Raw genomic sequence first — 24,097 nt, forward strand, 5'->3', positions numbered from 1 at the left:
CTTTTAGTTTCTCTTAACTAATTTAATGATTTCATTCACAACAAGCGGAATGATACTTAACAAGAGAACAAATCCCCAATCTCGCATTGTTAATGCATGCACACCGAATATATTGGCAAGAGGTGGGATGGAGATGATACACACTTGCATAAGAACACCGATTAGAAGTGAGAAGACTAAATATTTATTTGTAAATATCCCAATTGAAAAAATTGATTTCGTTCTTGAACGTAAGTTAAATGAATGAACGAGTTGAGAGAAACTAAGAACGACAAATGCCATCGTTTGAGCGTGTAATAGCGCGTCTTCATCAATTTGCTCTGGGAAGAGAGGAAATAAATTTGTATCTCCTGTATAGAGCTTTGCCCCAACGATAAAGGCTGTTAAAGTAAGAAGTCCAATTACAACCCCATTGAAAATAAGAAAAGGAACGCTGCCGCTAAATAAGCTTTCTTTCGCATGTCGTGGTTTTTCCTTCATCACATCTGGATCTTCAGGATCAACACCGAGTGATAATGCAGGCAGTGTATCTGTAATTAAATTTACCCACAAAATGTGAATAGGGCGTAGTGGTGTTGCCCAGCCGAGTAAAATAGCTAAAAAGAGAGCTATAATTTCGCCGAAGTTACAAGAAAGTAGGAAGAGAATAGACTTTTTAATATTACGATAAATATTTCTTCCTTCTTCAACAGCTTTCACAATAGATGAGAAGTTATCATCTGTTAAAACTACATCTGCTGCGCCTTTTGCGACATCTGTTCCTGTAATTCCCATTGCTACTCCAACATCTGCTTGTTTTAAAGATGGAGCATCATTTACACCGTCACCAGTCATGGAAACGATATTTCCTTTAGCACGTAATGCTTTTATAATCTTCACTTTATGTTCTGGAGAGACCCTAGCAAATACATTTAAGTGATTAATTTTACTTGCTAGTTCTGTATCTGGAATGTTATCTAATTCAGTTCCAATCATAATTTCAGATATTTCTTCAGCAATGCCAAGTTCTTTGGCAATTGCAAAGGCGGTATCCTTATGATCACCCGTAATCATAACTGTGCGAATACCAGCCTTTTTACATTCTGTAATTGAATCTTTTACTTCTGTACGTGGTGGATCAATCATACCGACAAGACCGATAAAGATGAGATTTTCTTCGAGATGATTTATATCCATATCGTTTAAATCGTATCGTTTATATGCGAATGAAAGTACTCTTAAGGCTTCTTGCGACATTGACCCGGCAGCTTCTAATATTTGATTTTTATCAGAATCTTTTAGGACCTCAAGTTTATTATTTATAAAGATATGGGTACAGTGAGGTAAAAGTTTATCAATAGCACCTTTCGTCATGCTATAGTAGCCTTCATCGTACGTATGTACAGTTGACATCATTTTACGATCAGAATCGAAAGGCAATTCGTTAACACGTTCATGTTTATTTTCTAAATGATCTTTTTGAATGTTAAAAGAGCTTCCGGCAACAAGAAGGGCAATTTCTGTAGGATCCCCTGTTTGTGAGTCGGCACCGTAAGAGGCATCGTTGCATAAAACCATATTTTCTAATAATAGACGGTGTGCATCATTATTTACATTCAAATTTTCTAGCTGGTCGTAGGTGCGATCACTATAAAAGTGAGTAACGGTCATTTTATTTTGAGTTAATGTACCTGTTTTATCTGAACAAATAATTGTGACAGAACCGAGAGCTTCAACAGCGGGTAGTTTACGAATGATAACGTTTTGTTTAATCATACGCTGAACACCAATTGCAAGAACGATGGAAACGATAGCTGGTAAGCCTTCTGGAATGGCTGCAACAGCTAAACTAATTGCGGTCATAAACATTTCTAACGTATCCCGGCCCTGTAAAAAACCGATGAGAAACATAGTAGTGCAAATAGCTACAGCGACAAATCCTAAATATTTTCCTACTTGTGCTAAGCTTTTTTGAAGTGGTGTCATATCATCGTCTGCTTCATGTAAAAGGGTAGCGATCTTGCCAATTTGTGAATGCATCCCAGTTTCAACAGCAACACCGATGCCACGTCCGTATGTTACTAACGTCGACATAAAGGCCATGTTTTTTTGATCACCTAATGGTACTTGCTCATCATTTTGCATGGAAGGGTGGTAGACTGCATCTTTATCGACAGGGACAGATTCACCAGTTAGAGCAGATTCTTCAATTTTTAAATTCGCAGTTTCGATAAGTCGTAAATCGCAGGGGATATACCGCCCAGCATCAAGCATAACGATATCACCTGGAACGACGTGCTCAGATGGAATCTCTTTTAGTTCACCATCTCGCTTTACGATAGCTTTAGGTGTTGCCATCTTTTTCAATGCTTCTAAAGCCTGTTCCGCTTTCGATTCTTGGATTACACCAATAACAGCATTTAAAACTACAACGAGCGCGATAATACTTGCATCAGCCCATTCACCTACAAAGGCGGAAATAAGGGACGCGATAATAAGGACATATACGAGGACGTCATTAATTTGGGCGAAAACGCGCTGCCATAAAGTACGTTTTTGTTTGGTAGCTAATTCATTAGAACCATATTGCTTTAAACGTTCATTTACGATTTTATCTGTTAAACCGTGTTGTTCATTTGTTTCTAGGTCGATTAATGTTTGATTTTTCGTCTTACTGTACCAATTGCTCATAAGTAAGCACCTCCAGTAAAAACAGTTAGCAATGGTAGTGTGGCAATTTTTTGAGAGTAGTATGTATGGAGAAAAAATCTAAGGTGAGGTTCTACTTTCATTGTACAGTAATTTAGAATGTGAGGAGGAAAAGAGAAGAGTTGTCATGAATTTGTTGAAATTAAAAGAGCCTCGAATACTTGAGGCTCTTTGTCATTTTTTAATTAATGTACCTAATTCCTCAGTAATAGCTTGCATTTCACTAATACTGAATGTTTCACGTTTCATAACGTGCTCATAAATGTCACGTAAGTCCTCGTACATTTCTTCGTTAAAACTAGCAGCTCTCATTGCTCCAGCATTAACCATGCGTAATTTTTCTTTAATAGCTTCTACCATATATTCAACGTTTGCTTCTGATTTTACGGATAAATCCACCGAAGTGTCCCCCTTTAAAATAACATAAGGTTATCTTAACATTTTTTTATCATTTTCGTTAATGAAACTTTTCAATCCTATTAAATTAGTAGGGATTTCCTTTATAATTAATAATTGGTTGTTTATACTATATAAGTATATAGTAAGAAATGCACCAAGAAGGGAAGAAACAAAAATATGGTCCGAGTATTGTTTGTCTTGGGAACATTTGTCGTTCTCCAATGGCAGAAGCAATTTTTCGGGATCTTGTCGTAAAAGAGGGACTCGAAGAGAAAAGTGTCATTGATTCTGCAGGAACTGGAGATTGGCATATTGGTCATCCGCCACATAAAGGAACAAAAAAAATTTTAAAAGAAAATGAAGTCTCTTTTGAAGGAATTAAAGCACGGCAAGTAGAAAAAGAAGACTTAACAAAGTTTGATTATATTATTGCCATGGACAACAAGAATATAGCGGATTTAAAAAGTTTTGGTAAAACTGAAGGCTATATTGGTAGACTGTCCGATTGTGTTCCAGACGGTGGCTGGACAGACGTTCCTGACCCTTACTTTACAGGGAACTTCCAAGAAGTGTATGACCTTGTAACAGAAGGGTGTGCAAAGCTAGTAGCTTTCATTCGAAATGAACAAGGAATATGAGGAAGCTTAGAAAGTAATACTTTCTAATATAAGAAATGAAAGGGTGAAGGAATATGGCAAAGAAAAATAATATTGCTCGAAACATTGCGATTGGTGTAGCTGCAGGTGTAGCTGTATCTATGTTAAAGAAAGAAAACCGTGAAAAAGTAAAAAACACGGCAGAAAAAGCAAAAACAAAGATGATTGAAATTGGTGAAAATTCGAAGATAAAAGAAAAAGTGCAAACTGTTACAGATAAAGGACGCGAACTTGCTGATTTCAATGTAGTAAAAGCGAAAGTAGCAGAAATCAAAAAATTGACGCCGTCTGTTGTAGAAACGTTAAAAGAGACGAAAGAAATTTTTAGTAAGAGAAAAGTTGTGCCAGTAGAAAAGCCGGAAACGATTGAAATTCAAGCTGTATCTCCAAAGGTAGATGAGCTTAAAGCAGAAGAAGAGCCAGTAGTAGCTGAAGATGGTGGTATGAAAGAAGCGCGTGAATTATTTATGAAGGACTCAAATGCAGAGGAAAAAAAAACTGAAGCATACATTGAGCTAAAGCAAAATAAAGAAGAGAAGAAAAGCGTCTAAAAAATATGAGGAAATTTCTAGAAAAAGCAAAAAGAAATCGCACCTTTTCGTTTGGGAAAGATTTATATGACCGGACGATGCGCGATGATGTAGCGGGCTTAGCAGCACAGCTCGCTTATTTCTTCTTGCTTGCGATTTTCCCTGGGCTTGTTTTCTTAATTACGCTTCTTGGCTTTATTGACCTTCAAACAGAAAGTGTGCTCAATTTATTAGAACCGTACGTACCAGAAGATGCGATGAACTTAATTGAAGTAAACGTAGATAAAGTTGTAAACGAACAAAATGGTGGTTTATTATCATTCGGTTTACTATCGATGTTATGGTTTGCTTCAAACGGGGTGAATGCGGTTATGAACGCTTTTAACCGCGCTTATGATGTAACAGAAACTCGTTCCTTTATTAAAACAAGAGCTTTATCTATCGTGTTCACGTTAGCGATAATTTTTATGATTGTGTTTGCACTAATTGTCCCAGTATTTGGACAAGTGATTGGGGCAGCCGTGTTTAAAGCAATTGGTTTATCGGATAGTTTTTCTTATGTTTGGAGTATTACGCGTTTAGTAGCAAGTTTCTTTGTCTTAATCGCTTTGTTTAGCTTTTTATATACATTTGCGCCTGATCGGAAATTAAAGCGAAGAGAAGTCATATCGGGAGCAATATTTGCTACTGTAGGATGGATTGTGGTATCGTACTCATTTGCCTATTATGTAGATAAATTTGCAAATTACGCTAATACATATGGTGGTCTCGGTGGTATCATTATTTTAATGTTATGGTTTTACTTAACTGCGTGGGTAATTTTACTTGGCGGTGAAATTAATGGTTTACTCCATCATTATAGAACGGGTGACAATAATTCCCGTAATGAAAAATGAGCTCTTGTTCCATAATAAAAGGGAACAGGGGGGATATTTCATGAGTAATAATAAAAAGAACCACAATAATAAAAGTAATAATAAACAAAAGAGCAGTTCGCATCCAAAGCATAAAACGAGCAGTAGTGCGAACGGTCACAATAGCTACCATTAAAAAAAACGGGTCCTTTATCAGGGACCCGTTACTTATTTCCTTTTAATAATCGTAAGCCATTCAAGATTACAAGAATGGTACTTCCTTCATGTCCAATAACACCGAATGGAAGAGCTAAAAACTGCAAGAAATTAGAACAAATCAGCATTGCAATGACGGCTAAAGAGAAGATAACGTTTTGCTTCACAATACGGTTCATTCGTTTTGATAAACGGATTGCTTGAGAGAGACGAGATAATTCGTTTTTCATAAGAACAACGTCTGCAGTCTCTAATGCTACGTCTGTTCCTTCACCCATTGCAACACCAATACTAGAAGTAGCGAGTGCAGGTGCATCGTTTATACCATCTCCAACCATGGCGACTATGCCGTACTTTTCTTTTAACTGCTTTATCGTTTCAACTTTTGTTTCCGGTAAACATGATGCGTAATATTCTTTTATATTACTTTCATTGGCAATTGCTTTTGCTGTTTCTTCATTATCACCAGTAATCATGATTGCTTCGACACCAATGCTTTGCAAATCACGAATAGCCGCTATCGTTTCTTGGCGAAGGGTATCTTTTAAAGCGATTAGTCCAAGAATACCATCCTCATCACTAATATAAACGACAGTTTTCCCCTCTTTTTCAAGTGAAGCAGAAATGCCATTATGAAATGTCTTTGTTTCTTCTCCAATAAAATCAGCTTTACCAATTTTATAAGATTTGTTTTCTAATATTCCTTTTAATCCAAAACCAGTTACATCTTCAACGTTTTCTGGTTTTTTTATCGTAATGTCGTAAGCATGTTTTGCATATTTAACAATCGCTTCTGCTAAAGGATGTGTAGAGTGACTTTCAATCGCTGCTGTAATAGAAAGTACTTCACTTTCTGCTATGTCTTCTCGAACATATACATCTGTTACAGTAGGTTTTCCTTGTGTTAATGTTCCTGTTTTATCAAAGGCAATCGCCTTTACTGAAGCTAGACGTTCTAAATGAATACCACCTTTAAAGAGAATACCGTTTCTCGCTCCGTTTGAAATTGCTGATAAAGTTGCCGGTGTAATGGCTGCAACTAGCGCACAAGGAGAAGCGACTACAAGTAAAATCATCGCGCGATAAAACGTTTCATTCCAACTCCAATCAAGTAAGAAATGAGGAACAAACATCATAAGCGCAACAACAAGTAGTACACCTTTTACGTATGTTCCTTCAAATTTTTCGATGAATAGTTGTGATGGGGATTTTTCGCTTTGTGCACTTTGAACGAGACGAATAATCTTTTGGAATAATGTTTGATCGCTCGGCTTCGTAATTTTAACTTCAATAGCACCACGTAAATTTACAGTGCCGGCAAATACTTCATCGCCGAATTTTTTCTCATTCGGAATGGGTTCTCCTGTAATAGCAGCTTCATCAATATTTGTTTCACCAGTATGAATAGTGCCATCAGCAGGAACACGCTCACCTGGCTTAATTAAAATAATATCGTTAATTTGTAATTGTTCAACTGGAACACGTTCCGGAGTTCCGTTTGAAATACGTAATGCTTCTTCAGGTTGTAGATCAAGAAGCGCTGAAATTTCTTTTTGGCTTTTACTTAATGTATAAGATTCCATTGCTCCGCTTAATGCAAAGATGAAGATTAAAATAGCACCCTCTGCCCAGTAACCAATAACTGCGGCACCGATAGCTGCAAAAATCATGAGCATTTCAACATTTAGCTCTTTCTCTTCAATTGTGTCTTCAATACCTTCTTTCGCTTTTGCAAATCCTCCAATTACATAAGCAAGGATATATAAAGTAATACCTGCACTTATTACATCATTTTTTGTGAATAACCAACCAGCTAAAATAAAAATACCAGATGCGATTGCAAATATAAGTTCATAATGTTTCTTTAATGTATCCCATAAAGAGGGATTAGAAATATCTTTTTGTGCTTGTAATGTTTTTACTTCTGCGTTCATTAATACTCGCTCCTTCCGAATTCTTATTGAGAAAAAGAATCAAAATCGAAACCCCTATAAAACGACGAAAGCTGCCATCCATAATGGATAGCAGCATTTCTGTTGAATCTGATTTTAATAGTTATTATATTGTAATTATTCTATAGTATAGCATATGTTTTTCTTAGATGATATGTTTTTGTTTTAGTATAACGTGAAACTTTAATTAGTGGGGGTTTTGTTCATCCCACGCTGATTATTAGCCCTCGCCAATCGGGCTTTTACGGGCAGCAGGGCTCCCAGCTAATTTCTTTGCCCCATTCGAATTTGGAGGTGGGAGTTTTACTGCCCGGCGAATAGCGGGATAAACTGAAAACTTGTGTTTTCGCATTTCCTTTGGTATATATGAATATTGTTCATAAAAAGGTCGGAAAGGAAGACATCAAGTTGAAGACAGAGAAATTTTTTACCCATCCGATTGGCGTGTTTATTGCTGCAATAGTAGCAACATTTTTATGGGGAAGCGCATTTCCCTTTATTAAATTAAGTTATGTTGAACTTGGAATTCAGCCACAAGAAGCCGGGGAACAAATATTATTTGCTGGCTATCGCTTTTTCTTATCTGGTGTAATGCTCTTATTATTTTTTAAAGCGTTAGGAAAAGATATGAAGTTCAAAAAAGGAACAGGAAAGCAGTTAGTTCAAATTGGCTTGTTTCAAACTTTTCTTCAATATATATGTTTTTATATTGGAATGAGTTACAGCTCAGGAATTGAAGGGGCGATTATTTCAGGAACATCATCATTCTTTCAAATTCTACTCGCACACTTTTTATATAAAGATGATGCTCTAAATAGGCGAAAAGTAATTGGAGTAGCTATCGGTTTTTGCGGTGTGATTTTAGTGAATGTACCGAGTGATGGAAGTTTATCATTTCATTTTGGAATAGGTAGCTTATTACTTCTTGGGGCAGCCATGATGTATTCGTATGGAAACATATTAGCGAAAGAAGGTAGTAAAACATTAGATATTGGGTATATGACAGCATATCAGATGATTTTCGGATCAATTGGGTTGCTATGTATAGGTGCATTTCAAGTTGGAATGATGCCATTCACATTTAATCTACATGCAATACTTATGCTCATATATTTATCGTTCTTATCAGCAGCCGGATTCTGTATATGGAATACAATTATGAAGTATAACAAAGTAGGGAAAGTCTCGATGTATATGTTCTTTATACCAGTGTTTGGTGTGCTACTATCAAGTCTAATTTTAGGGGAAGCAATCCATTCCTTTGTACTATTTGGTTTAGCATGTGTCGCAGCGGGAATTATTGTAGTAAATCGTAACCCGGTTAAAAAGAAAGTTGAGCAAGAAAAACAAGTAGCATAGAGAACAGAAAAACGATTAAAATGGAAGAACAGTATTGTTCTTCTTTTTTTACATAGAAAAAGGAGAACGTGATATATGTAACGAAAAAAGATAGAATAAAGCATTTATTGAGGAGAACATATTATGAATGTACTTTACATTGTGTTAGTCGGGCAAATTATTCTTTTTTTAATGGGAGCAATTTATGCAATAGGACAGACGAAGAGAACGAGAAATAATATGCCGTTACCTTTAGCAGTTCGTCTTATTCTTAGTTTTTCTTTAACAGGAAGTGCAATTTGGATATGGTTACAAGATCCATCGGCTGAGTACAGTACGTGGGTTGCACTCGGTATGACTTTATCAACTGTAGGGGATTTATTTATGGCAGGATTAATTCCAATTGTTCATCGATTAATTGGAGGAATGGTTACTTTCGCTCTTGCACATTGTTTCTATGTGAAAGCATTTTTACAAACAGGTATTTCATGGAATGGTTTTTGGATCGGTTTATTCGTATACGGACTCTTTCTAATTATAGGGTGGTTTTTCTTTATTCGAAATGAAAAACAAGACAAACTTTTTACAATAGGCGCTCTAATTTACGGTTTGTGGGTTGGAGGAATGGCATGTTTTGCATTCGCCTTATATTACGAGAATATAGGAATATGGTGGATACCAGCACTTGGTGGTTTACTGTTTGTGATTTCTGATTTTATTATCGGCGTGACAGATATCGGAGGGCGCAAACTGAAGTATGAACCGCTTTGGATTTGGTTTACATATGTCGCAGCGCAGATGTGTATTGTATATGTAGGATTATAAAAAGATACTCTCAAAAATAGTTGATAGACTATTTTGAGAGTATCTTTTTTATTGCTATGCTATTATATTTGTTTGTTTAATTTGTGCAGTATCTTATACTTTCTAAGCATAAATTTCATAGGAAAAGTCCTGTTTGATAGATGGAAAACATAGTATATAAAAATAGTGAATTTATAGGGAATATTATTTTTATATTTGTAATATTCTAATGTTGTAATTCAGAATTTTGTGGAAATTAACCAGTCGAAGTACTTATAATAAAAATAAAAAGATGATGAGATGGTGGAATGATGCAAAAGAAAAAATGTTTGCGTGAATTCTTTGAAATAATTGCAATTGCATGTTTATTAGTGTTTTTGGCAAAAATCTTTTTGTTTTTCCCTACGACTGTAAAAGGAGCATCGATGAGGCCGACGTTACAAGATGGAGATAAAGTAATTATTAATAAACTTGCAAAGAGATTTGAAAGTTATGAGAGAGAGGATATTATTGTCGTGAAGACAGATAATTTCTATGTGAAGAGAGTTATTGGATTACCAGGAGATGTAATTGAGATGAAGAATGATCAATTATATGTTAATCATCAAGTGAAAAATGAGGAGTATTTAAAGAATAATAAAAAACAGGCAGAAAAATTACTTATCAATTTAACTGAAGATTTTGGACCGATTACAATTCCTAAAAATAAAATTTTTGTGATGGGAGATAATCGTTTAGTTAGTAGGGATAGTAGGAACGGCTTAGGGCTCATTGATAGAACAGAAGTATTAGGAAAGTTCATGGCGATATATTATCCATTTGAACATGTGAAAATTGTAGATTGAAAATAAGAAAAACCAAGCGAATTAGTTGCTTGGTTTTTCTTATTTAAACAGTTGGTGTTTTATTTATTGTTTCTTGTGAAGCAATATGTTCATTATTTTGGTCGATATTTAACATGAATTTTCGTTGTAACAATTGCAATTTAAAGAGTGTTAAAGGATCATGATAAGTTTCTGGGTTTGTTCTTAGCTTTGTTAATGTTTGCTCATCTTCTTGTATTTCAAGTTGGGCCGCTTCTACGGTTTGTTTCAATATGCTAAGAGGGTCTTTAAAGAACATCATGATATCCCGTTCTAGCGCACCTTCAAATACTTCAAATTGAAGGAAGAATTGTTTTGAAATCATCTGAGCAACTTCTGTATAATCTTCTGTTTCAATATATTGTTTATATTTATTTGATAGCATAGATTGATTTTTTTGCATATTACCGAATAATTTCCCTGCACTCTTTAAGAAGAATTGTGTCGGTGTAAAGCGTAATAAAATATTGATGTTAGCTACTGTAATTCTATTCGTCATTCTTGCAACATCTCTATCCCAGTCATCTAGTAATTTGAAATCACAAGGAAGTTTAATACGCTCTTCCTCATAGAGCTTATTAAAGGTATCGCTCATTTCATCTAAATAAGCCTGAGCTTGAATGAATTCATTATGAGCAGTTTCAATCCATTCTTGAATAGACCCAGTAAATTTAGGAAGAAGCACTTGCTGTACATGTTTTTGAATTCTTTCATTCATTGCTACATTTAGTTCTTCATGGACCAGTTTGAAATCACTATCTTCTTGAACGAGGTCAGAGCAACTCTGCAATAATTCAGGAATTTGAGAATGTATATCCTGCGTAATCTCTTCTTTCGTTAAGAGATAAGATTCTGTAATAGAACGAATTTTATCTTTTTGAATGGCAGTAAGATTATTAATAAAACCATCAAGTTTTACTAAAATATGTTTATTCCAGCGAACGGATTTCACTAACGTATTTTCTAATTCCACACGTTCATTTACAAGGTATGCAATTGTTTTTTGGATAAACCATAATAATTTTTCAATGCGTTCTTTTTCCACGTTACGCTTAGTAAGGTTAGAAAGAATAGAGTCTGTTACGTTACCTAGCTGTTCACTACTCTCTTGTGAAGGAGAGTAAGGGAAAAAGTGTGCTTCTGGGAAATGTACGAGTATTTTCTTTTTAATGCTGTTCGTGATATTTTCACTAGTATTCGTATCAATTGTTTGTAAGACGAATTTAATTTGTAAATTTGGTACTTGCTCACGAATATATAATAATGTATCGAGCTCTTCATCATGTAATGGTAAAGCTGAATTTAGGACATAGATGAGACTATCTGCTGCCTGTAAGTATTCAAAGTGAGAGCTGTTTTTGTCAAGTTGTCCATGCACAGTAGGTGTGACAAGGAATGAAAACTTATTTTTTCGTAAAAATCTACTTGGTAATTTAACTTCAATACATTTTCTTTCTAGTTTTGACTGAGAAGGTACCGCTAGTATGTTATGAAGTTCGTCAAAGTTTGGTATATTTCGTATATCTAGTTCTGTAAGCTCAGTTATTTCAGTTTGACTATCATCTTTAAATGTAATTGAAGTTGTTATAGCCTCATTTAATATATTTTCTCCTAGTATAGAGTTAATAAAGGCTGATTTATCATAATCGCTAGCTCCTGCTACTAGAAGTTGTGTAACAGTTAAATCGTATAACTCACGAACAAGTAGTGTGAATTGATGACCTAAATCTACATCATTCTTCTCAGCCCATACAGCAATCGTTTCAAATAATGCTGATACGTCTGCCATATCAACATTTGCATGAGCTGATGCATTTGAAAGTAAGGCACCTGCGCTTTTTACGAGTAATGATTCTAGAGTTGTCGGTGAAACTTCATTCCATGCTAATACTGCTGCGGAGACAAGTAAAGAATCTTCCGCTCTCATTAAACTAAACCAATTTGTTAATAAATCTGGTACAAGTCCTTGTAATTCGTGCATGAAATGTTGTCCAGTAATCAATTCGAAGTACGTCTCTTGATAGCGAGTAGAAATTTCATTCCAATCGTCATGAGCATCTACTTCAACATGTAAGAATAGGTGATTTATTGTTTGAATCCAAGGGAGATGGAATGATTCATTTTCATAGCTGTTCCAAAGTGAGATAACAAGCTCTTTAAATTGAACTTGATCAATTGTATATAAGGCTTTTAAAGATTCATAGAAATACTCAGGTTTAATTTTTTTAGTAAATCCTCTGTTCACATAATTGATTAAAGTATCGAACCAGTGTAATGATTTTGTTCGAATTCCTTCTTGAACAGCGAGTTCAATAGCATTATTCCAATCTTCTTGTTTTTCATAGAACGATCGAGCGATTGCAGTAATATTTGGATAGTCTGGTTGAAATGCAACAGCCTCGCTAATCGTCTTAAATGCTAGTCCTAAACGATTTTGCTCTATATAAAGAGAAAGAAGTTGTAGGGAGACTTCCATTGTAAGAGTTGTATCTTCTGTTTGGATAGATGTATAAATTTCTTCTGCTTTTGGCAAGAAATCTAATTCGAAATAAGCATCTGCAATATTCTTCATAGCCCAGAGAGCAAGTTCATTATTTACTTTCTCCCATTTGAATATAGCGGCTTCAAAGTCGTTAGTTTGAAAATAAACTTCACCTTGTGCAAAGCGAATATTAGATATATTGGAGAATTCATTTTTTGATTCATTTATATATGCTTCCCCGAGTACTTCCGCTACCGGAATGGAAGAGTCTTCTGTTAAAAATGTTTTATAGTAAATCTTTTGGATAAATTGTTTTTCAATGGTCATGTTCGTTCCCCCTGTATAATTTAGAAAAATGATGTTGTATGTAAAAGGGTGCATGTTACTCTAATAGGTAGAAGTTGCATTATATAGACCAAACTATGTTTTTGCTAGATATATCATTTTTCTTGAGAGTTAAACCGTTGCAAAAAGTAACTTCCCTTTATTGTAACAAAAAAATAAGCCTATGAATTTTTATTTTTTATCTCGCTATTTATAGGCAGTAAGACTCCTACTCCAAAATTGAGCGAATGCAAGGAAGTTAAGTGGGAGACCTGCTGCCCGTAAAATCCCGATTGGTTCAGGCTAATAATCAGTGGGGATGGATAAAAAACCACCGATTAAATCTCTATTTAAGGAATGGAATAGAAGTAGAGTTCATTATAAAAACAATGTATAGTGAATATGTATACCATGTTTGTCTTAAAGATAGAATGGGCACAATATGGGATAACGATCGTGTATAGGATGTGTCTTCCGAATGGAACAACATATTGGCGAGTTAATCGCACATTATGGATATTTTGGAATTATTATAGCTTTAGCTGGCGGGATTGTTGGATTACCTATACCGGATGAGTTTTTATTGACTTTTATTGGATATAACATTTCAAAAGGAGTTATGTCAGGAACAGCTGCTTTTTTAAGTGGAATGGCAGGTGCAATGCTTGGCATTACATTAAGTTACATATTAGGTTTAAAACTTGGGCTCCCTGTTTTAAAAAAATATGGTCCGAAAGTTAGAATTAAGGAACATCATATTGAAAAAACACATATTTTATTTGAAAAATACGGTCCATTTCTTTTAATGATTGGCTACTTTATACCGGGAGTACGTCATTTAACAGCATATTTTGCTGGAGTTTCAAATTTAACATTGTGGCGATTTTGTTTGTATGCTTACGGTGGTGCACTAATTTGGATAAGTGTTTTTATTGGCTTAGGTTGGAAACTGGGAGAGAAGTGGCGCTTTGTTGAATATAGTTTACATCATTATGGAATATGGATTTTATTAGTTTCGGCAATTGTAATATTGATTGTGTGGATTTACATAAGGAAAAGAAAAAACCGCTAATAATAGCGGTTTTTTTAGCTGAAAGCAATAAATAATACACCAGCTGTAATAAAGACTACACCAATACCGGTCATAAAGTTTAACTTTTCACCTAATATAATCATCGCGAGAATAATGGAAAATACTACACTTAATTTATCGATAGGTGCTACTTGTGAAACTTTTCCTGTTTTTAACGCAAGAAAATAAAATAGCCATGACGAAGCACCAGCGATTCCACTTAATGTGATAAATAGCAGTGCTTTTTTATTTAGGAGGACATCACCGATATTTTGAAATTTACCTTGTATAATAATAACTCCTACCATAAATAATGCCATAATAATAGAGCGAACCGTTGTTGCGACGTTGGCATCGATTCCATCTAAGCCAATCTTTCCGAAAATAGATACGAGGGCAGCAGCAATTGCTGATAATAGTGCGAATAATAGCCATGAACTCATAGTGAAACTCCTCCAATCTTACATTATTATACATGAAAATCATTCTCATGTATAAAAACGAAATAAACCCCCGCCCTATATATTTAATAAGGTGGGGGTTTATTATACTACTCTGCTATTTCTTCATATAAAAAGTACGTTACATTATAAATATGCTCTACTTCATCATCCGTCATAAATAATAATTCGTCACGTTCAATCCCTTTTTTCTTTTCAATAAACTCAATCATGTTTTTTCGTTCTTCTCTTTTGATCAATTTTAATTTCTCCCCTCAATCTGTTTTAATACAGTTTATTTAAGTTACTGCTATTGTATAACAGAATCTTTAGAAAGTTCCACCTATTTTATTGTTTTTTTCAGAAGAACCTTTCGACAAAACAAGCCCACCTAAGGGGGGCTTGTTTTTATTTTATAGTCGTAAAAACTCGGGCTCGGTCGTACCAGCACTATCGATGTAATAAATTGTATCGGGATTGATTTTTATTAGTACGTAATTAGGGTCTTCCGCACCGAGTAACCAGCGTTTTAAGCTATTAGTCCAAAATTTGTTTTTTAATGTTTGATCTTCTTCGATGGAAGCTATGCCTTCAACTTCAATGTAATCCTCATCTAATTTCTTTCCTTCACGTCCAAGTAGTACATGTACATTGGGGTTTTTTTCAATATCTGTTATCTTTTTTGAATTTCGATCTGTTGCAACATATAGTACAAAATCTTCGTGGAAAAACATCATAAAGGCGCTATGTGGCTTATCGTTACGTACAGTAGATAATACACCAGTGCGTTGACCTTGAATAATAGTTGCGATTTTTTCTTTTAAGTGCATATTTTTAGCCTCTTTTCATAATTCATAATTTTTTCTGTCTGGACAAGATAATTTAAATATCTTTCATACTGTTTTCTTCAATCCGATTTTTTAAACGTAATTGTGATGAAATCGGACAAGTTAGGAGATGAATAATAATAATATCGAGGAGAAATACATACGATGGAAGGATGAAAAGCATGTTTAATAAAATATTTCTCATAGTAGCGCTTATAGGTGTACCACTTTCTGTAATCGGAAAAACACTTCATTGGCCACAAACTATTATGTTTGCTGTATACTGCATTACTATTATTGCATTAGCTGGTTTTATGGGGAGGGCGACAGAAAGTTTAGCAATTGTTTCTGGGCCTCGGATAGGTGGTTTATTAAATGCAACTTTCGGTAATGCCGTGGAACTTATCATTTCAATTTTTGCACTCCAGGCAGGATTAACAGAAGTTGTTTTAGCTTCCTTAACTGGTTCTGTACTTGGAAACTTATTACTGGTAGGAGGGTTATCCTTCTTTATAGGTGGCCTTAAGTATAAAAGACAAAGTTTCAATGTTTATGATGCAAGACATAATTCAGCTTTATTAATATTTGCTGTTGTCGTAGCCTTTGTTATTCCAGAGATTTTTTCAATGAAGATGGATGCTGGAAAGACGTATCAATTAAGTATTGGTGTTTCTATTATCATGATCATTATGTACCTTGCTGCATTGCTATTTAAGTTAGTTACGCACCGCGGTGTATATCAACATAAGAGCGATGAAGAAGTACATGAGGAGGAGCCTGAGTGGTCGAAAGGTAAAGCGCTACTCGTTTTAGCGATAGCAACAATTGCGGTAGCTTATGTTTCAGAGGCACTCGTACATACTTTTGAAACGGTTGCAAAGTCATTTGGCTGGTCAGAGTTATTTATAGGGGTTATTATCGTTGCGATTGTTGGTAATGCAGCAGAACATGCATCTGCAATTATTATGGCGTATAAAAACAAAGTGAATATCGCCGTTGAAATTGCAGTAGGTTCTACATTACAAATCGCCATGTTTGTTGCTCCTGTGTTAGTACTTCTTTCGATGCTTTTTGCACAAAAGATGCCTCTAGTATTTACAATACCAGAACTTGTTTCTATGATTACAGCTGTTTTCTTAACTATTGCTATTTCAAATGATGGGGATACAAACTGGTTTGAAGGAGGCACTTTATTAGCTGCGTATGTCATTATGGGAATTGGTTTTTATTTATTATGAAAAATAGGGATAACAATGCTTCAGAGGGAAAACACTAAATACAGTAATTTATATACCTTTACATAGGAAGGAGCCAGACAGGTGAAACGAATATACAGCATATGTCTTTCAACCATGGTCTCGTTTATTTTATTATTTCCTAACAGTAGTTTTGCAAAGACAACGGTAGAAGTAAAAATGCCTTCATCTGTTTTAAATATTTCAAAGGATAATACATTTCCAAATGATGCACAAGATTTACCGCGTTTACAGCCAAGTAAGTTTGCGCAAGAACTATTGAAAACAGCAAATATCAAAATTGAAAACCCAGATTTAATTCGAATGTTTAATGAAACGACAATTTCGAATGCACCGCTTGCAGTAGGGTACCGAGCGAAAATTTATTTAGGGCAATGGGCATTAAATTATGAGTCAATAGACACATCGATTAATTGGGAATATAAGCAAGTAAATCGAAATGTATATGATAATCGCGGAGGGGATCGCTTATACCCACTTCGCTATAAGCAAGAAACCCAAAAGACAATCGAAGGTGATTTAACAGCAGATATGAAAGATACTACAGATGTGAAAAAAATGATGCTTCTAAAAGCGCTTGAAAAAGTACAATTGCCACTTTCATTTAAAACAACCATTGGTTATGGTACCGGACATGAGCGTGTTTATAATATTAGTCCAAGTCAACTTGGATATTTATATGCGTATACACCAGCAGTAAATGAAAAAGGAAAAGTAACATTTGGAGAAGTCTACCTTGTGTTAAAAGGGAATCAAAAAAAGCTTGTCGTGAAAAATATTACATCACAAGGAATCGGAGCCGCTATTCCAATTCATGATCATTTATTTTTTAAATTTGTTTCTTCATCGCATGCACAATGAAATAAAAAACGTCAGCCTATAAGCTGACGTTTTTTATTTATAACATAATGTTTGATGTTTTTGATAAGAAATCTTCTTTTGGATAGTAGCTATTTTTTACAAGAACATTCGGTCCAAGGCATTTCACGGCAGGACAATGGCAACTTAATGATTTTGCTGTTTTTGAGTCACACCATTTGTCGTAAGCTTCTTGTAGTGTATTTGTTTGTACATTACCTAGAAGCGGGACATCACCGAAGTCGGTCACGATAATATTTCCATCGAAAATATTTACGTTCAAACGAGAACGACCATCTGGATCATTGCGGACAGTTACATTTTTACTTTCATGTAATTTCTTTAGTGTAGCTAAATCGTGTTCATTATCACTACATGCATAGAAAGGTAATGTTCCGAATAACATCCACACATTTTCATCACGGATCTCCAATAAATGTTCAACTGCATTTCGAATTTCTTCTTTTGTTAAAATTTCAAGTGTGCTAGCGAAGTCACTCGGATACATCGGGTGAACTTCATGACGTTTACAGCCCATTTCTTCAACGATTTGACGGTGAATATGTTCAATATGTGGTAGAGTTCGTTTGTTTAACATAGTTTCGGCTGATACGAGTACACCTGCCTCTGATAGAGCTTTACTATTTGTAATCATTCTTTCAAATAATTTAGCGCGCTGTTCATAAGTAGGCTTACGCTCCATCATTGCAAATCCGCCTTCAACGAAGTCATCGATTGTTCCCCAGTTATGTGAAATGTGCAATACATCTAAGTAGGGAATAATTTGTTCGTAACGTGCTAAATCTATAGTTAAGTTTGAGTTAATTTGAGTACGAACGCCTCGTTCATGGGCGTATTTTAAGAGTGGTGTTACATAGTTGTCGACGGATTTTTTTGAAAGCATAGGTTCTCCGCCTGTAATACTTAAAGAACGTAAATGAGGAATCTCATCTAATCGTTTTAATAAAAGCTCCATCGGAAGCGGGTTTGGATCTTTCGGCTGTAATGTGTAACCAACAGCGCAATGCTCGCAACGCATATTGCATAACGTCGTCGTTGTAAACTCAACGTTTGTTAATAGTAGTTTGCCGTACTCTTCAAGGTCCATATACGCTTCCCATGGATCGTAAGAAGGAGTAATCGGCTTCATTATTTGTGATATCGTCATATGAAATACTCCTTTGACTATTGAAATAACAATTTGTCCATTCTCTATAATAGAAGAATATGAGCTTTTTATAAAGTGAAACTTTTTTGTGAAAAAAGAGAGAGGGTTTACATTATAATGAATTACTGTGATGAAATTGATGAAATTACATGCCCATAGCAATCATTTTTGCGGTATAATAAAAGCAACTCGAATTAAAAGGAGAGTGCCTTCATGGGAAAAGCAATTCAAGGTAAAGATTCACAACTAGTATATTTGAAAGAACGTTTAAATATGTTCATTGAAGTAATTGATACGATTGAACCAGAAGAGGTAGAATTAGAAGATGTAGATCGCCTTCTTGCAATGTTAGATGAATTAGAACTGAAATGTGAGCAATTTAAAAAAGACGAATAATATATTAAAAAGGCTGCCACTACAAAATTGGCAGCCTTTTTCTGTACGGATAATAGAAGGAATATAGAAAAAAAGGTATAATCAAGTTGTGAAAAATTTCATTTAACCTTTAATGGCGTGAAATAAATAAACAGCTGAAGAGTATAACAATGGAATTTTCATTTCATAACGTTTTGGTAGCGTTCACAATTGAGGGGGAAGTAACAATGGAAAAGCTTCAAGAAAGCATGTATCAACTAATTGTTGAAACGTCAACGAACTTACCGAAAGATGTTCGTCGCGCAATTCAACAAGCGAAAGAACGAGAAAATGCAGGAACTCGTTCGGCGATGGCACTTGGCACAATTACGAATAACATTAAAATGGCAGATGATAATATCTCGCCAATTTGCCAAGATACAGGGATGCCAACGTTTAAAATTTATACACCAGTTGGTGTGAATCAATTAAAACTGAAGGAAGCTATCTATAGTGCGCTTGAGCGGGCGACAAAAGATGGTAAACTTCGTCCAAACTCTGTTGATTCTCTTTTTGGAGACAATAGCGGAAATAATTTAGGACCAGGTACACCTGTTATTAAGTTTGAACAATGGGAAAAAGATTACATTGATGCACGTTTAATTTTAAAGGGCGGCGGTTGTGAAAATAAAAATATTCAATATAGCCTGCCTTGTGAAATAGAAGGACTTGGACGAGCTGGGCGTGATTTAGAAGGAATTCGTAAATGCCTTCTTCATGCAGTATATCAAGCGCAAGGGCAAGGGTGTAGCGCAGGAGTAATCGGCGTCGGTATCGGGGGAGACCGCACATCAGGTTACGAATTAGCAAAAAATCAATTATTCCGTACATTAGATGATGTAAATCCAGTTCCAGAATTACACAAGCTTGAAGAGTATGTATTAGAGAATGCGAATAAGCTTGGCATTGGTACGATGGGATTTGGCGGAGAAACAACTTTATTAGGTTGCAAAATTGGAGTATATAATCGTTTGCCAGCGAGCTTTTACGTATCTGTTGCGTATAATTGTTGGGCATATCGTCGTCTTGGTGTAACAATTCATCCTGAAACAGGTGAAATTATGGATTGGTTGTACCAGGAAGGTGAAGATACACTTCAACAAGAAACTGCGCAAGAACAAACAGAGCAGCGTGAAATCGTATTACAAGCTCCAATTACAGAAGAGCAAATTCGTGAACTTCGTGTTGGTGATGTTGTTACAATTAACGGCATGATGTATACAGGACGTGATGCGATTCATAAACATTTAATGGATAACGATTGTCCAGTAGATTTAAAGGGACAAATTATTTATCATTGTGGTCCAGTTGTAGTGAAAGATGAAAATGATAATTGGCAAATTAAAGCGGCAGGTCCAACGACAAGTATTCGTGAAGAGCCATATCAAGGCGATATTATGAAAAAGTTCGGTATTCGTGCTGTAATTGGTAAAGGTGGTATGGGTGCTAAAACATTAGCAGCTTTAGAAGAACACGGTGGTGTGTACTTAAATGCAATTGGTGGTGCAGCGCAATATTATGCTGAATGTATTAAAGAAGTGAAAGATGTTGATTTCTTACAATTCGGTATCCCAGAGGCAATGTGGCATTTACGTATCGATGGTTTTAAAGCAGTTGTAACGATGGATTCTCATGGTAAAAGTCTACATGCTGATGTTGATAAAACATCACTTGAAAAATTGGCGAGCTTTAAAGAACCTGTATTTAAGTAAAGAGAAGTGCATCTCGAATTATTCGAGGTGCATTTTTTTGGTATATATAGAAAAACATGTTCAGCATGAAAGAAAGCAGGGAAACAGAAACTACAGGTACGATTATATATGGAAAGGAGACTATTTATGAAATATAAATGGTTATATATAGGTCTCATTTTTTCAATTATGATGGCACTTGTTCCAGTTTCAACATTTGCTTATACGAATACACCACATAACTGGGGAATCCCACGTCCTAAAAATGAAACGGTGCCAGATGCAGGGAAACTATATACAGAATTACTACAAAAAAATGGTGGGTTTTATTTAGGAGATACGAAGAAAAAAGATATTTATTTAACATTTGATAATGGATACGAAAATGGATATACAGGAAAGATTTTAGATGTACTGAAGGAGAAAAAAGTACCAGCAACTTTCTTTGTGACGGGACATTATATAAAAACACAAAAAGATTTATTATTAAGAATGAAAAATGAAGGACATATTATTGGTAATCATTCTTGGAGTCATCCAGATTTTACAACAGTAAATGATGCAAAACTTCGTGAAGAATTAACGAGCGTAACGGAAGAGATTAAAAAAGTTACTGGGCAAAAAGAAGTGAAATATGTACGCCCTCCGCGAGGCGTGTTTAGTGAAAGAACGCTAGCGCTTACGAAAGACATGGGATATTATAACGTGTTTTGGTCGCTTGCATTTCTTGATTGGAAAGTAGATCAGCAAAGAGGATGGCAATACGCTCATAATAATGTAATGACTATGATTCATCCAGGATCTGTTTTGTTACTTCATGCAATATCAAAAGATAATGCAGAAGCACTTGCGAAAATCATTGATGATTTGCGCGAGAAAGGGTATCATTTTAAAAGCCTAGATGATTTAGTAAAAAGCAATCAACCGTAAGCATGTATGCTTGCGGTTTTCTCATGCTATAATGATGTGTAAAAAGGATGGGGAAACGTATGTGGAGCGAACATGTTACGTTAGAATATCCGTACCATTTTGAGGAAGTACTAAAGCGTTTATCTTTCGACCCGTTAAACGTTATTCAATTAGACGAGAAAGTAATTTATGTCCCGCTTTTTATAGACGAAGAACAGATTGTTGTTCGTTTGCAAGGGATTGGTACTGTTCAAAATCCACAGTTTTGGATCTCTAGTCAGGCAGGAGATCAAGAGAAAGTAATGAAACGAATGAGATCCATTTTTCACTGGAATGAACCGTTTCAAAATATACAAAATCATTTTTTAAACACATCATTACGTCCACTATTTGAAACATATGCTTATACTCCAATTATTTTAGAATTTGATTATTTCGCTTGTCTTCTTCGCTGTATTATTCATCAACAAATAAATTTGAAATTTGCTACTGTGCTAACAGATCAATTTGTAAAACGATATGGGACAGAAAAGAACGGCGTTTTCTTTTTCCCAACACCAGAAAGAGTAGCAAACATTTCAATAGAAGAATTGAGAGAGCAGAAGTTTAGTCAGCGAAAAGCCGAATATATAGTAGGATTAGCAAAAAATATTGTAGGCGGTAAATTAGATTTAGCAAGGATACAAAACGAAACAGAAGAAGAAGTATCGGCACAATTGTTACCAATAAGGGGTATTGGAGCATGGACAGTGCAAAACTTTTTAATGTTTGGGCTTGGTCGGAAAAATATGTTTCCAAAAGCAGACATTGGAATTCAGCGCGCAGTGCAAGGTGTATTTCAATTAGATAATAAGCCTGATGATGCATTTTTAGAAAAAGTGAAACAAGAGTGTGAACCATATTGCAGTTATGCAGCGTTATATTTATGGAAAAGTATAGAGTAGAGGTGTAATAATGATACAAAAGCAACAAGAGAGTAAGTTGGAAGTTGGTCAAACGTTTCCTGTGACAATTAAACGTCTTGGGATTAACGGAGAAGGCGTTGGTTATTTTAAGAGACAAGTTGTTTTCATTCCAGGGGCATTACCAGGAGAAGAAGTTGTTGCTGAAGCAACGAAAATTCAGCGTGGCTTCGCTGAAGCGAAAGTGAAAAAAGTTCGTAAATCCTCACCACATCGTGTGAAAGCACCATGTTCAGTATATGAGGAGTGTGGTGGCTGTCAATTGCAGCATTTAGATTATAAAGAACAATTAAATCAAAAGCGTGATATCGTTGTACAAGCATTTGAGAAGTACATGAATAACAGTCTGGAAGAGAAAATTCGTCCGACGCTTGGTATGGAAAATCCATGGCATTATCGTAATAAAAGTCAATTGCAAGTGGGGCGTAAAGACGAAAAGGTTATTACAGGGTTATATAAGCAAAACTCACATCAGTTAATTGATATTTCTCATTGCATGATTCAGCATAAAGCAACGAATGAAGCGACAAAAGTTGTAAGACGTATATTAGAAAAATTAAATGTTTCTATTTACAATGAGAAAAAACAAAAAGGTTTAGTACGCACAATTGTGACACGTACTGCAGTTCAAACAGGGGAAGTGCAAGTCACACTTATTACAACAAAAGAAGAATTACCAAATAAAGATCAATTTATCGCAGAAGTGCAAAAACAAATGCCAAGTGTTAAATCAATTATGCAAAACGTAAACTGGCGTAAAACATCTGTTATTTTCGGTGATAAAACATTTAAATTAGCTGGAAAAGAAGTAATTCAAGAAACACTAGGTGATTTATCATTTGAATTATCAGCACGCGCATTCTTCCAATTAAATCCAGAACAAACAGTTGTTTTATACGATGAAGCGAAAAAAGCAGCTGCTTTAACAGGAAACGAGAAGATTGTGGATGCGTATTGTGGTGTCGGTACGATTGGACTTTGGCTTGCGAATGATGCAGCGGAAGTACGTGGTATGGATGTAATTCCAGAAGCGATTGAAGATGCAAAGAAAAATGCAAAACGCCACGGATTCACAAATGCAAAGTATGAAGCTGGTAAAGCGGAACAATGGTTACCAAAGTGGGTAAAAGAAGGCTGGCGTCCAGATGTCATTGTTGTCGACCCACCGCGTACAGGTTGTGATGATAAATTACTTGAAACGATTTTAAAAGTGAAACCGAAACAAGTTGTTTACGTGTCTTGTAACCCTTCCTCATTAGCACGTGATGTGGAAACATTAATGGAGAGCTATGAAGTGGAGTATGTACAACCAGTTGATATGTTCCCGCATACTGCGCATGTAGAAAATGTAGTGAAACTTGTTAGAAAGTAACATTCAATAAGGATATGTCCCT

22 protein-coding genes are annotated in these 24,097 nt (G+C 35.3%); 14 read left to right on the top strand and 8 right to left on the bottom strand.

Features of this window, described 5'->3' with window-relative positions; all coding sequences use genetic code 11:
* Window positions 1-3: 3 nt before the first annotated feature.
* Both JFT95_RS00630 and JFT95_RS00635 read right to left on the bottom strand, forming a co-directional pair.
* Window positions 4-2,670: a cation-translocating P-type ATPase gene (locus JFT95_RS00630; RefSeq protein WP_201051126.1), complete on the bottom strand. Its 2,667-nt coding sequence runs from the start codon at window positions 2,668-2,670 to the stop codon at window positions 4-6.
* Window positions 2,671-2,862: 192 nt separating this feature from the next.
* Entirely contained in the window at window positions 2,863-3,087 is a 225-nt protein-coding gene (locus tag JFT95_RS00635; protein ID WP_002010236.1) for a DUF1128 domain-containing protein, read from the bottom strand.
* A gap of 149 nt (window positions 3,088-3,236) precedes the next feature.
* Here JFT95_RS00635 and JFT95_RS00640 point away from each other — a divergent pair, with 149 nt between their 5' ends.
* Genes JFT95_RS00640 through JFT95_RS00650 form a run of 3 tightly spaced genes read left to right on the top strand, consistent with a single transcriptional unit; the run spans window position 3,237 to window position 5,169 of the window.
* Window positions 3,237-3,725, top strand: coding sequence for a low molecular weight protein-tyrosine-phosphatase (locus tag JFT95_RS00640; RefSeq protein WP_201051127.1), 489 nt, complete (start codon window positions 3,237-3,239; stop codon window positions 3,723-3,725).
* Window positions 3,726-3,778: 53 nt separating this feature from the next.
* Entirely contained in the window at window positions 3,779-4,294 is a 516-nt protein-coding gene (locus tag JFT95_RS00645) for a DUF4075 domain-containing protein (protein ID WP_002191833.1), read from the top strand.
* Between the two features lie 5 nt (window positions 4,295-4,299).
* On the top strand, window positions 4,300-5,169 hold the full coding sequence (locus tag JFT95_RS00650) for a YihY/virulence factor BrkB family protein (protein ID WP_002063656.1): 870 nt from the start codon (window positions 4,300-4,302) through the stop codon (window positions 5,167-5,169).
* 182 nt (window positions 5,170-5,351) lie between these two features.
* Here the strand turns inward: JFT95_RS00650 and JFT95_RS00655 are convergent, their stop codons facing one another.
* Window positions 5,352-7,277, bottom strand: coding sequence for a heavy metal translocating P-type ATPase (locus JFT95_RS00655; protein WP_201051128.1), 1,926 nt, complete (start codon window positions 7,275-7,277; stop codon window positions 5,352-5,354).
* 426 nt (window positions 7,278-7,703) lie between these two features.
* Between JFT95_RS00655 and JFT95_RS00660 the strand changes: the two genes are divergently transcribed.
* The 3 genes from JFT95_RS00660 (at window position 7,704) to lepB (ending at window position 10,282) form a co-directional block, all read left to right on the top strand.
* Window positions 7,704-8,654 (top strand): DMT family transporter, encoded by a 951-nt coding sequence (locus JFT95_RS00660; RefSeq protein WP_201051130.1) that lies wholly within the window; start codon window positions 7,704-7,706, stop codon window positions 8,652-8,654.
* A 123-nt stretch (window positions 8,655-8,777) separates the two neighbouring features.
* Window positions 8,778-9,458, top strand: a complete 681-nt coding sequence (locus tag JFT95_RS00665) for a lysoplasmalogenase (protein WP_201051132.1) — start codon at window positions 8,778-8,780, stop codon at window positions 9,456-9,458.
* A 287-nt stretch (window positions 9,459-9,745) separates the two neighbouring features.
* Complete coding sequence (gene lepB / locus JFT95_RS00670; protein ID WP_002029576.1) at window positions 9,746-10,282, top strand: signal peptidase I; 537 nt, start codon at window positions 9,746-9,748, stop codon at window positions 10,280-10,282.
* A 43-nt stretch (window positions 10,283-10,325) separates the two neighbouring features.
* Here the strand turns inward: lepB and JFT95_RS00675 are convergent, their stop codons facing one another.
* Entirely contained in the window at window positions 10,326-13,109 is a 2,784-nt protein-coding gene (locus JFT95_RS00675; RefSeq protein WP_201051135.1) for a tetratricopeptide repeat protein, read from the bottom strand.
* Window positions 13,110-13,584: 475 nt separating this feature from the next.
* On the opposite strand from JFT95_RS00675, the gene JFT95_RS00680 reads away from it, so the two are divergent.
* On the top strand, window positions 13,585-14,178 hold the full coding sequence (locus JFT95_RS00680; RefSeq protein ID WP_002029574.1) for a DedA family protein: 594 nt from the start codon (window positions 13,585-13,587) through the stop codon (window positions 14,176-14,178).
* A 14-nt stretch (window positions 14,179-14,192) separates the two neighbouring features.
* On the opposite strand, the gene JFT95_RS00685 is transcribed toward JFT95_RS00680, so the two are convergent.
* The 3 genes from JFT95_RS00685 to JFT95_RS00695 all read right to left on the bottom strand — a co-directional run bounded on the left by JFT95_RS00685 (window position 14,193) and on the right by JFT95_RS00695 (window position 15,448).
* A complete protein-coding gene (locus JFT95_RS00685) occupies window positions 14,193-14,621 on the bottom strand; it encodes an EamA family transporter (RefSeq protein WP_002029573.1) in 429 nt (142 codons plus the stop codon).
* A 107-nt stretch (window positions 14,622-14,728) separates the two neighbouring features.
* Entirely contained in the window at window positions 14,729-14,875 is a 147-nt protein-coding gene (locus JFT95_RS00690; RefSeq protein ID WP_000817786.1) for a BH0509 family protein, read from the bottom strand.
* Between the two features lie 156 nt (window positions 14,876-15,031).
* Entirely contained in the window at window positions 15,032-15,448 is a 417-nt protein-coding gene (locus JFT95_RS00695; RefSeq protein ID WP_002140268.1) for a pyridoxamine 5'-phosphate oxidase family protein, read from the bottom strand.
* Between the two features lie 179 nt (window positions 15,449-15,627).
* Here JFT95_RS00695 and cax point away from each other — a divergent pair, with 179 nt between their 5' ends.
* Together cax and JFT95_RS00705 are read left to right on the top strand one after the other, a co-directional pair.
* Entirely contained in the window at window positions 15,628-16,683 is a 1,056-nt protein-coding gene (gene cax / locus JFT95_RS00700) for a calcium/proton exchanger (RefSeq protein WP_016103262.1), read from the top strand.
* Between the two features lie 81 nt (window positions 16,684-16,764).
* Complete coding sequence (locus JFT95_RS00705; RefSeq protein WP_063219476.1) at window positions 16,765-17,562, top strand: YfkD famly protein; 798 nt, start codon at window positions 16,765-16,767, stop codon at window positions 17,560-17,562.
* Window positions 17,563-17,599: 37 nt separating this feature from the next.
* On the opposite strand, the gene yfkAB is transcribed toward JFT95_RS00705, so the two are convergent.
* Window positions 17,600-18,727, bottom strand: a complete 1,128-nt coding sequence (gene yfkAB, locus JFT95_RS00710) for a radical SAM/CxCxxxxC motif protein YfkAB (RefSeq protein WP_002125019.1) — start codon at window positions 18,725-18,727, stop codon at window positions 17,600-17,602.
* Window positions 18,728-18,940: 213 nt separating this feature from the next.
* Here yfkAB and JFT95_RS00715 point away from each other — a divergent pair, with 213 nt between their 5' ends.
* The 5 genes from JFT95_RS00715 (at window position 18,941) to rlmD (ending at window position 24,075) form a co-directional block, all read left to right on the top strand.
* On the top strand, window positions 18,941-19,123 hold the full coding sequence (locus JFT95_RS00715; protein ID WP_002010264.1) for an SE1561 family protein: 183 nt from the start codon (window positions 18,941-18,943) through the stop codon (window positions 19,121-19,123).
* Between the two features lie 206 nt (window positions 19,124-19,329).
* Window positions 19,330-20,853, top strand: coding sequence for a class I fumarate hydratase (gene fumA, locus JFT95_RS00720; RefSeq protein ID WP_087973957.1), 1,524 nt, complete (start codon window positions 19,330-19,332; stop codon window positions 20,851-20,853).
* 126 nt (window positions 20,854-20,979) lie between these two features.
* Window positions 20,980-21,762, top strand: coding sequence for a delta-lactam-biosynthetic de-N-acetylase (gene pdaA / locus JFT95_RS00725; RefSeq protein WP_002029593.1), 783 nt, complete (start codon window positions 20,980-20,982; stop codon window positions 21,760-21,762).
* Window positions 21,763-21,821: 59 nt separating this feature from the next.
* A complete protein-coding gene (locus JFT95_RS00730; RefSeq protein ID WP_201051137.1) occupies window positions 21,822-22,685 on the top strand; it encodes a DNA-3-methyladenine glycosylase family protein in 864 nt (287 codons plus the stop codon).
* Between the two features lie 10 nt (window positions 22,686-22,695).
* Complete coding sequence (gene rlmD / locus JFT95_RS00735; protein WP_002029595.1) at window positions 22,696-24,075, top strand: 23S rRNA (uracil(1939)-C(5))-methyltransferase RlmD; 1,380 nt, start codon at window positions 22,696-22,698, stop codon at window positions 24,073-24,075.
* The last annotated feature ends 22 nt before the right edge of the window (window positions 24,076-24,097 follow it).

Source organism: Bacillus sp. TH17, from assembly GCF_016651125.1.
In the GTDB taxonomy this organism is placed as follows: domain Bacteria; phylum Bacillota; class Bacilli; order Bacillales; family Bacillaceae_G; genus Bacillus_A; species Bacillus_A mycoides.

What these genes read in the sequence shown, in the direction of transcription:
- JFT95_RS00630 (WP_201051126.1), bottom strand. Translation starts at nt 2,670, where the DNA reads ATGAGCAATTGGTACAGTAAGACGAAAAATCAAACATTAATCGACCTA.
- JFT95_RS00640 (WP_201051127.1), top strand. Translation starts at nt 3,237, where the DNA reads ATGCACCAAGAAGGGAAGAAACAAAAATATGGTCCGAGTATTGTTTGT.
- JFT95_RS00645 (WP_002191833.1), top strand. Translation starts at nt 3,779, where the DNA reads ATGGCAAAGAAAAATAATATTGCTCGAAACATTGCGATTGGTGTAGCT.
- JFT95_RS00650 (WP_002063656.1), top strand. Translation starts at nt 4,300, where the DNA reads ATGAGGAAATTTCTAGAAAAAGCAAAAAGAAATCGCACCTTTTCGTTT.
- JFT95_RS00655 (WP_201051128.1), bottom strand. Translation starts at nt 7,277, where the DNA reads ATGAACGCAGAAGTAAAAACATTACAAGCACAAAAAGATATTTCTAAT.
- JFT95_RS00665 (WP_201051132.1), top strand. Translation starts at nt 8,778, where the DNA reads ATGAATGTACTTTACATTGTGTTAGTCGGGCAAATTATTCTTTTTTTA.
- lepB (WP_002029576.1), top strand. Translation starts at nt 9,746, where the DNA reads ATGATGCAAAAGAAAAAATGTTTGCGTGAATTCTTTGAAATAATTGCA.
- JFT95_RS00675 (WP_201051135.1), bottom strand. Translation starts at nt 13,109, where the DNA reads ATGACCATTGAAAAACAATTTATCCAAAAGATTTACTATAAAACATTT.
- JFT95_RS00680 (WP_002029574.1), top strand. Translation starts at nt 13,585, where the DNA reads ATGGAACAACATATTGGCGAGTTAATCGCACATTATGGATATTTTGGA.
- JFT95_RS00685 (WP_002029573.1), bottom strand. Translation starts at nt 14,621, where the DNA reads ATGAGTTCATGGCTATTATTCGCACTATTATCAGCAATTGCTGCTGCC.
- JFT95_RS00695 (WP_002140268.1), bottom strand. Translation starts at nt 15,448, where the DNA reads ATGCACTTAAAAGAAAAAATCGCAACTATTATTCAAGGTCAACGCACT.
- cax (WP_016103262.1), top strand. Translation starts at nt 15,628, where the DNA reads ATGTTTAATAAAATATTTCTCATAGTAGCGCTTATAGGTGTACCACTT.
- yfkAB (WP_002125019.1), bottom strand. Translation starts at nt 18,727, where the DNA reads ATGACGATATCACAAATAATGAAGCCGATTACTCCTTCTTACGATCCA.
- JFT95_RS00715 (WP_002010264.1), top strand. Translation starts at nt 18,941, where the DNA reads ATGGGAAAAGCAATTCAAGGTAAAGATTCACAACTAGTATATTTGAAA.
- fumA (WP_087973957.1), top strand. Translation starts at nt 19,330, where the DNA reads ATGGAAAAGCTTCAAGAAAGCATGTATCAACTAATTGTTGAAACGTCA.
- pdaA (WP_002029593.1), top strand. Translation starts at nt 20,980, where the DNA reads ATGAAATATAAATGGTTATATATAGGTCTCATTTTTTCAATTATGATG.
- JFT95_RS00730 (WP_201051137.1), top strand. Translation starts at nt 21,822, where the DNA reads ATGTGGAGCGAACATGTTACGTTAGAATATCCGTACCATTTTGAGGAA.
- rlmD (WP_002029595.1), top strand. Translation starts at nt 22,696, where the DNA reads ATGATACAAAAGCAACAAGAGAGTAAGTTGGAAGTTGGTCAAACGTTT.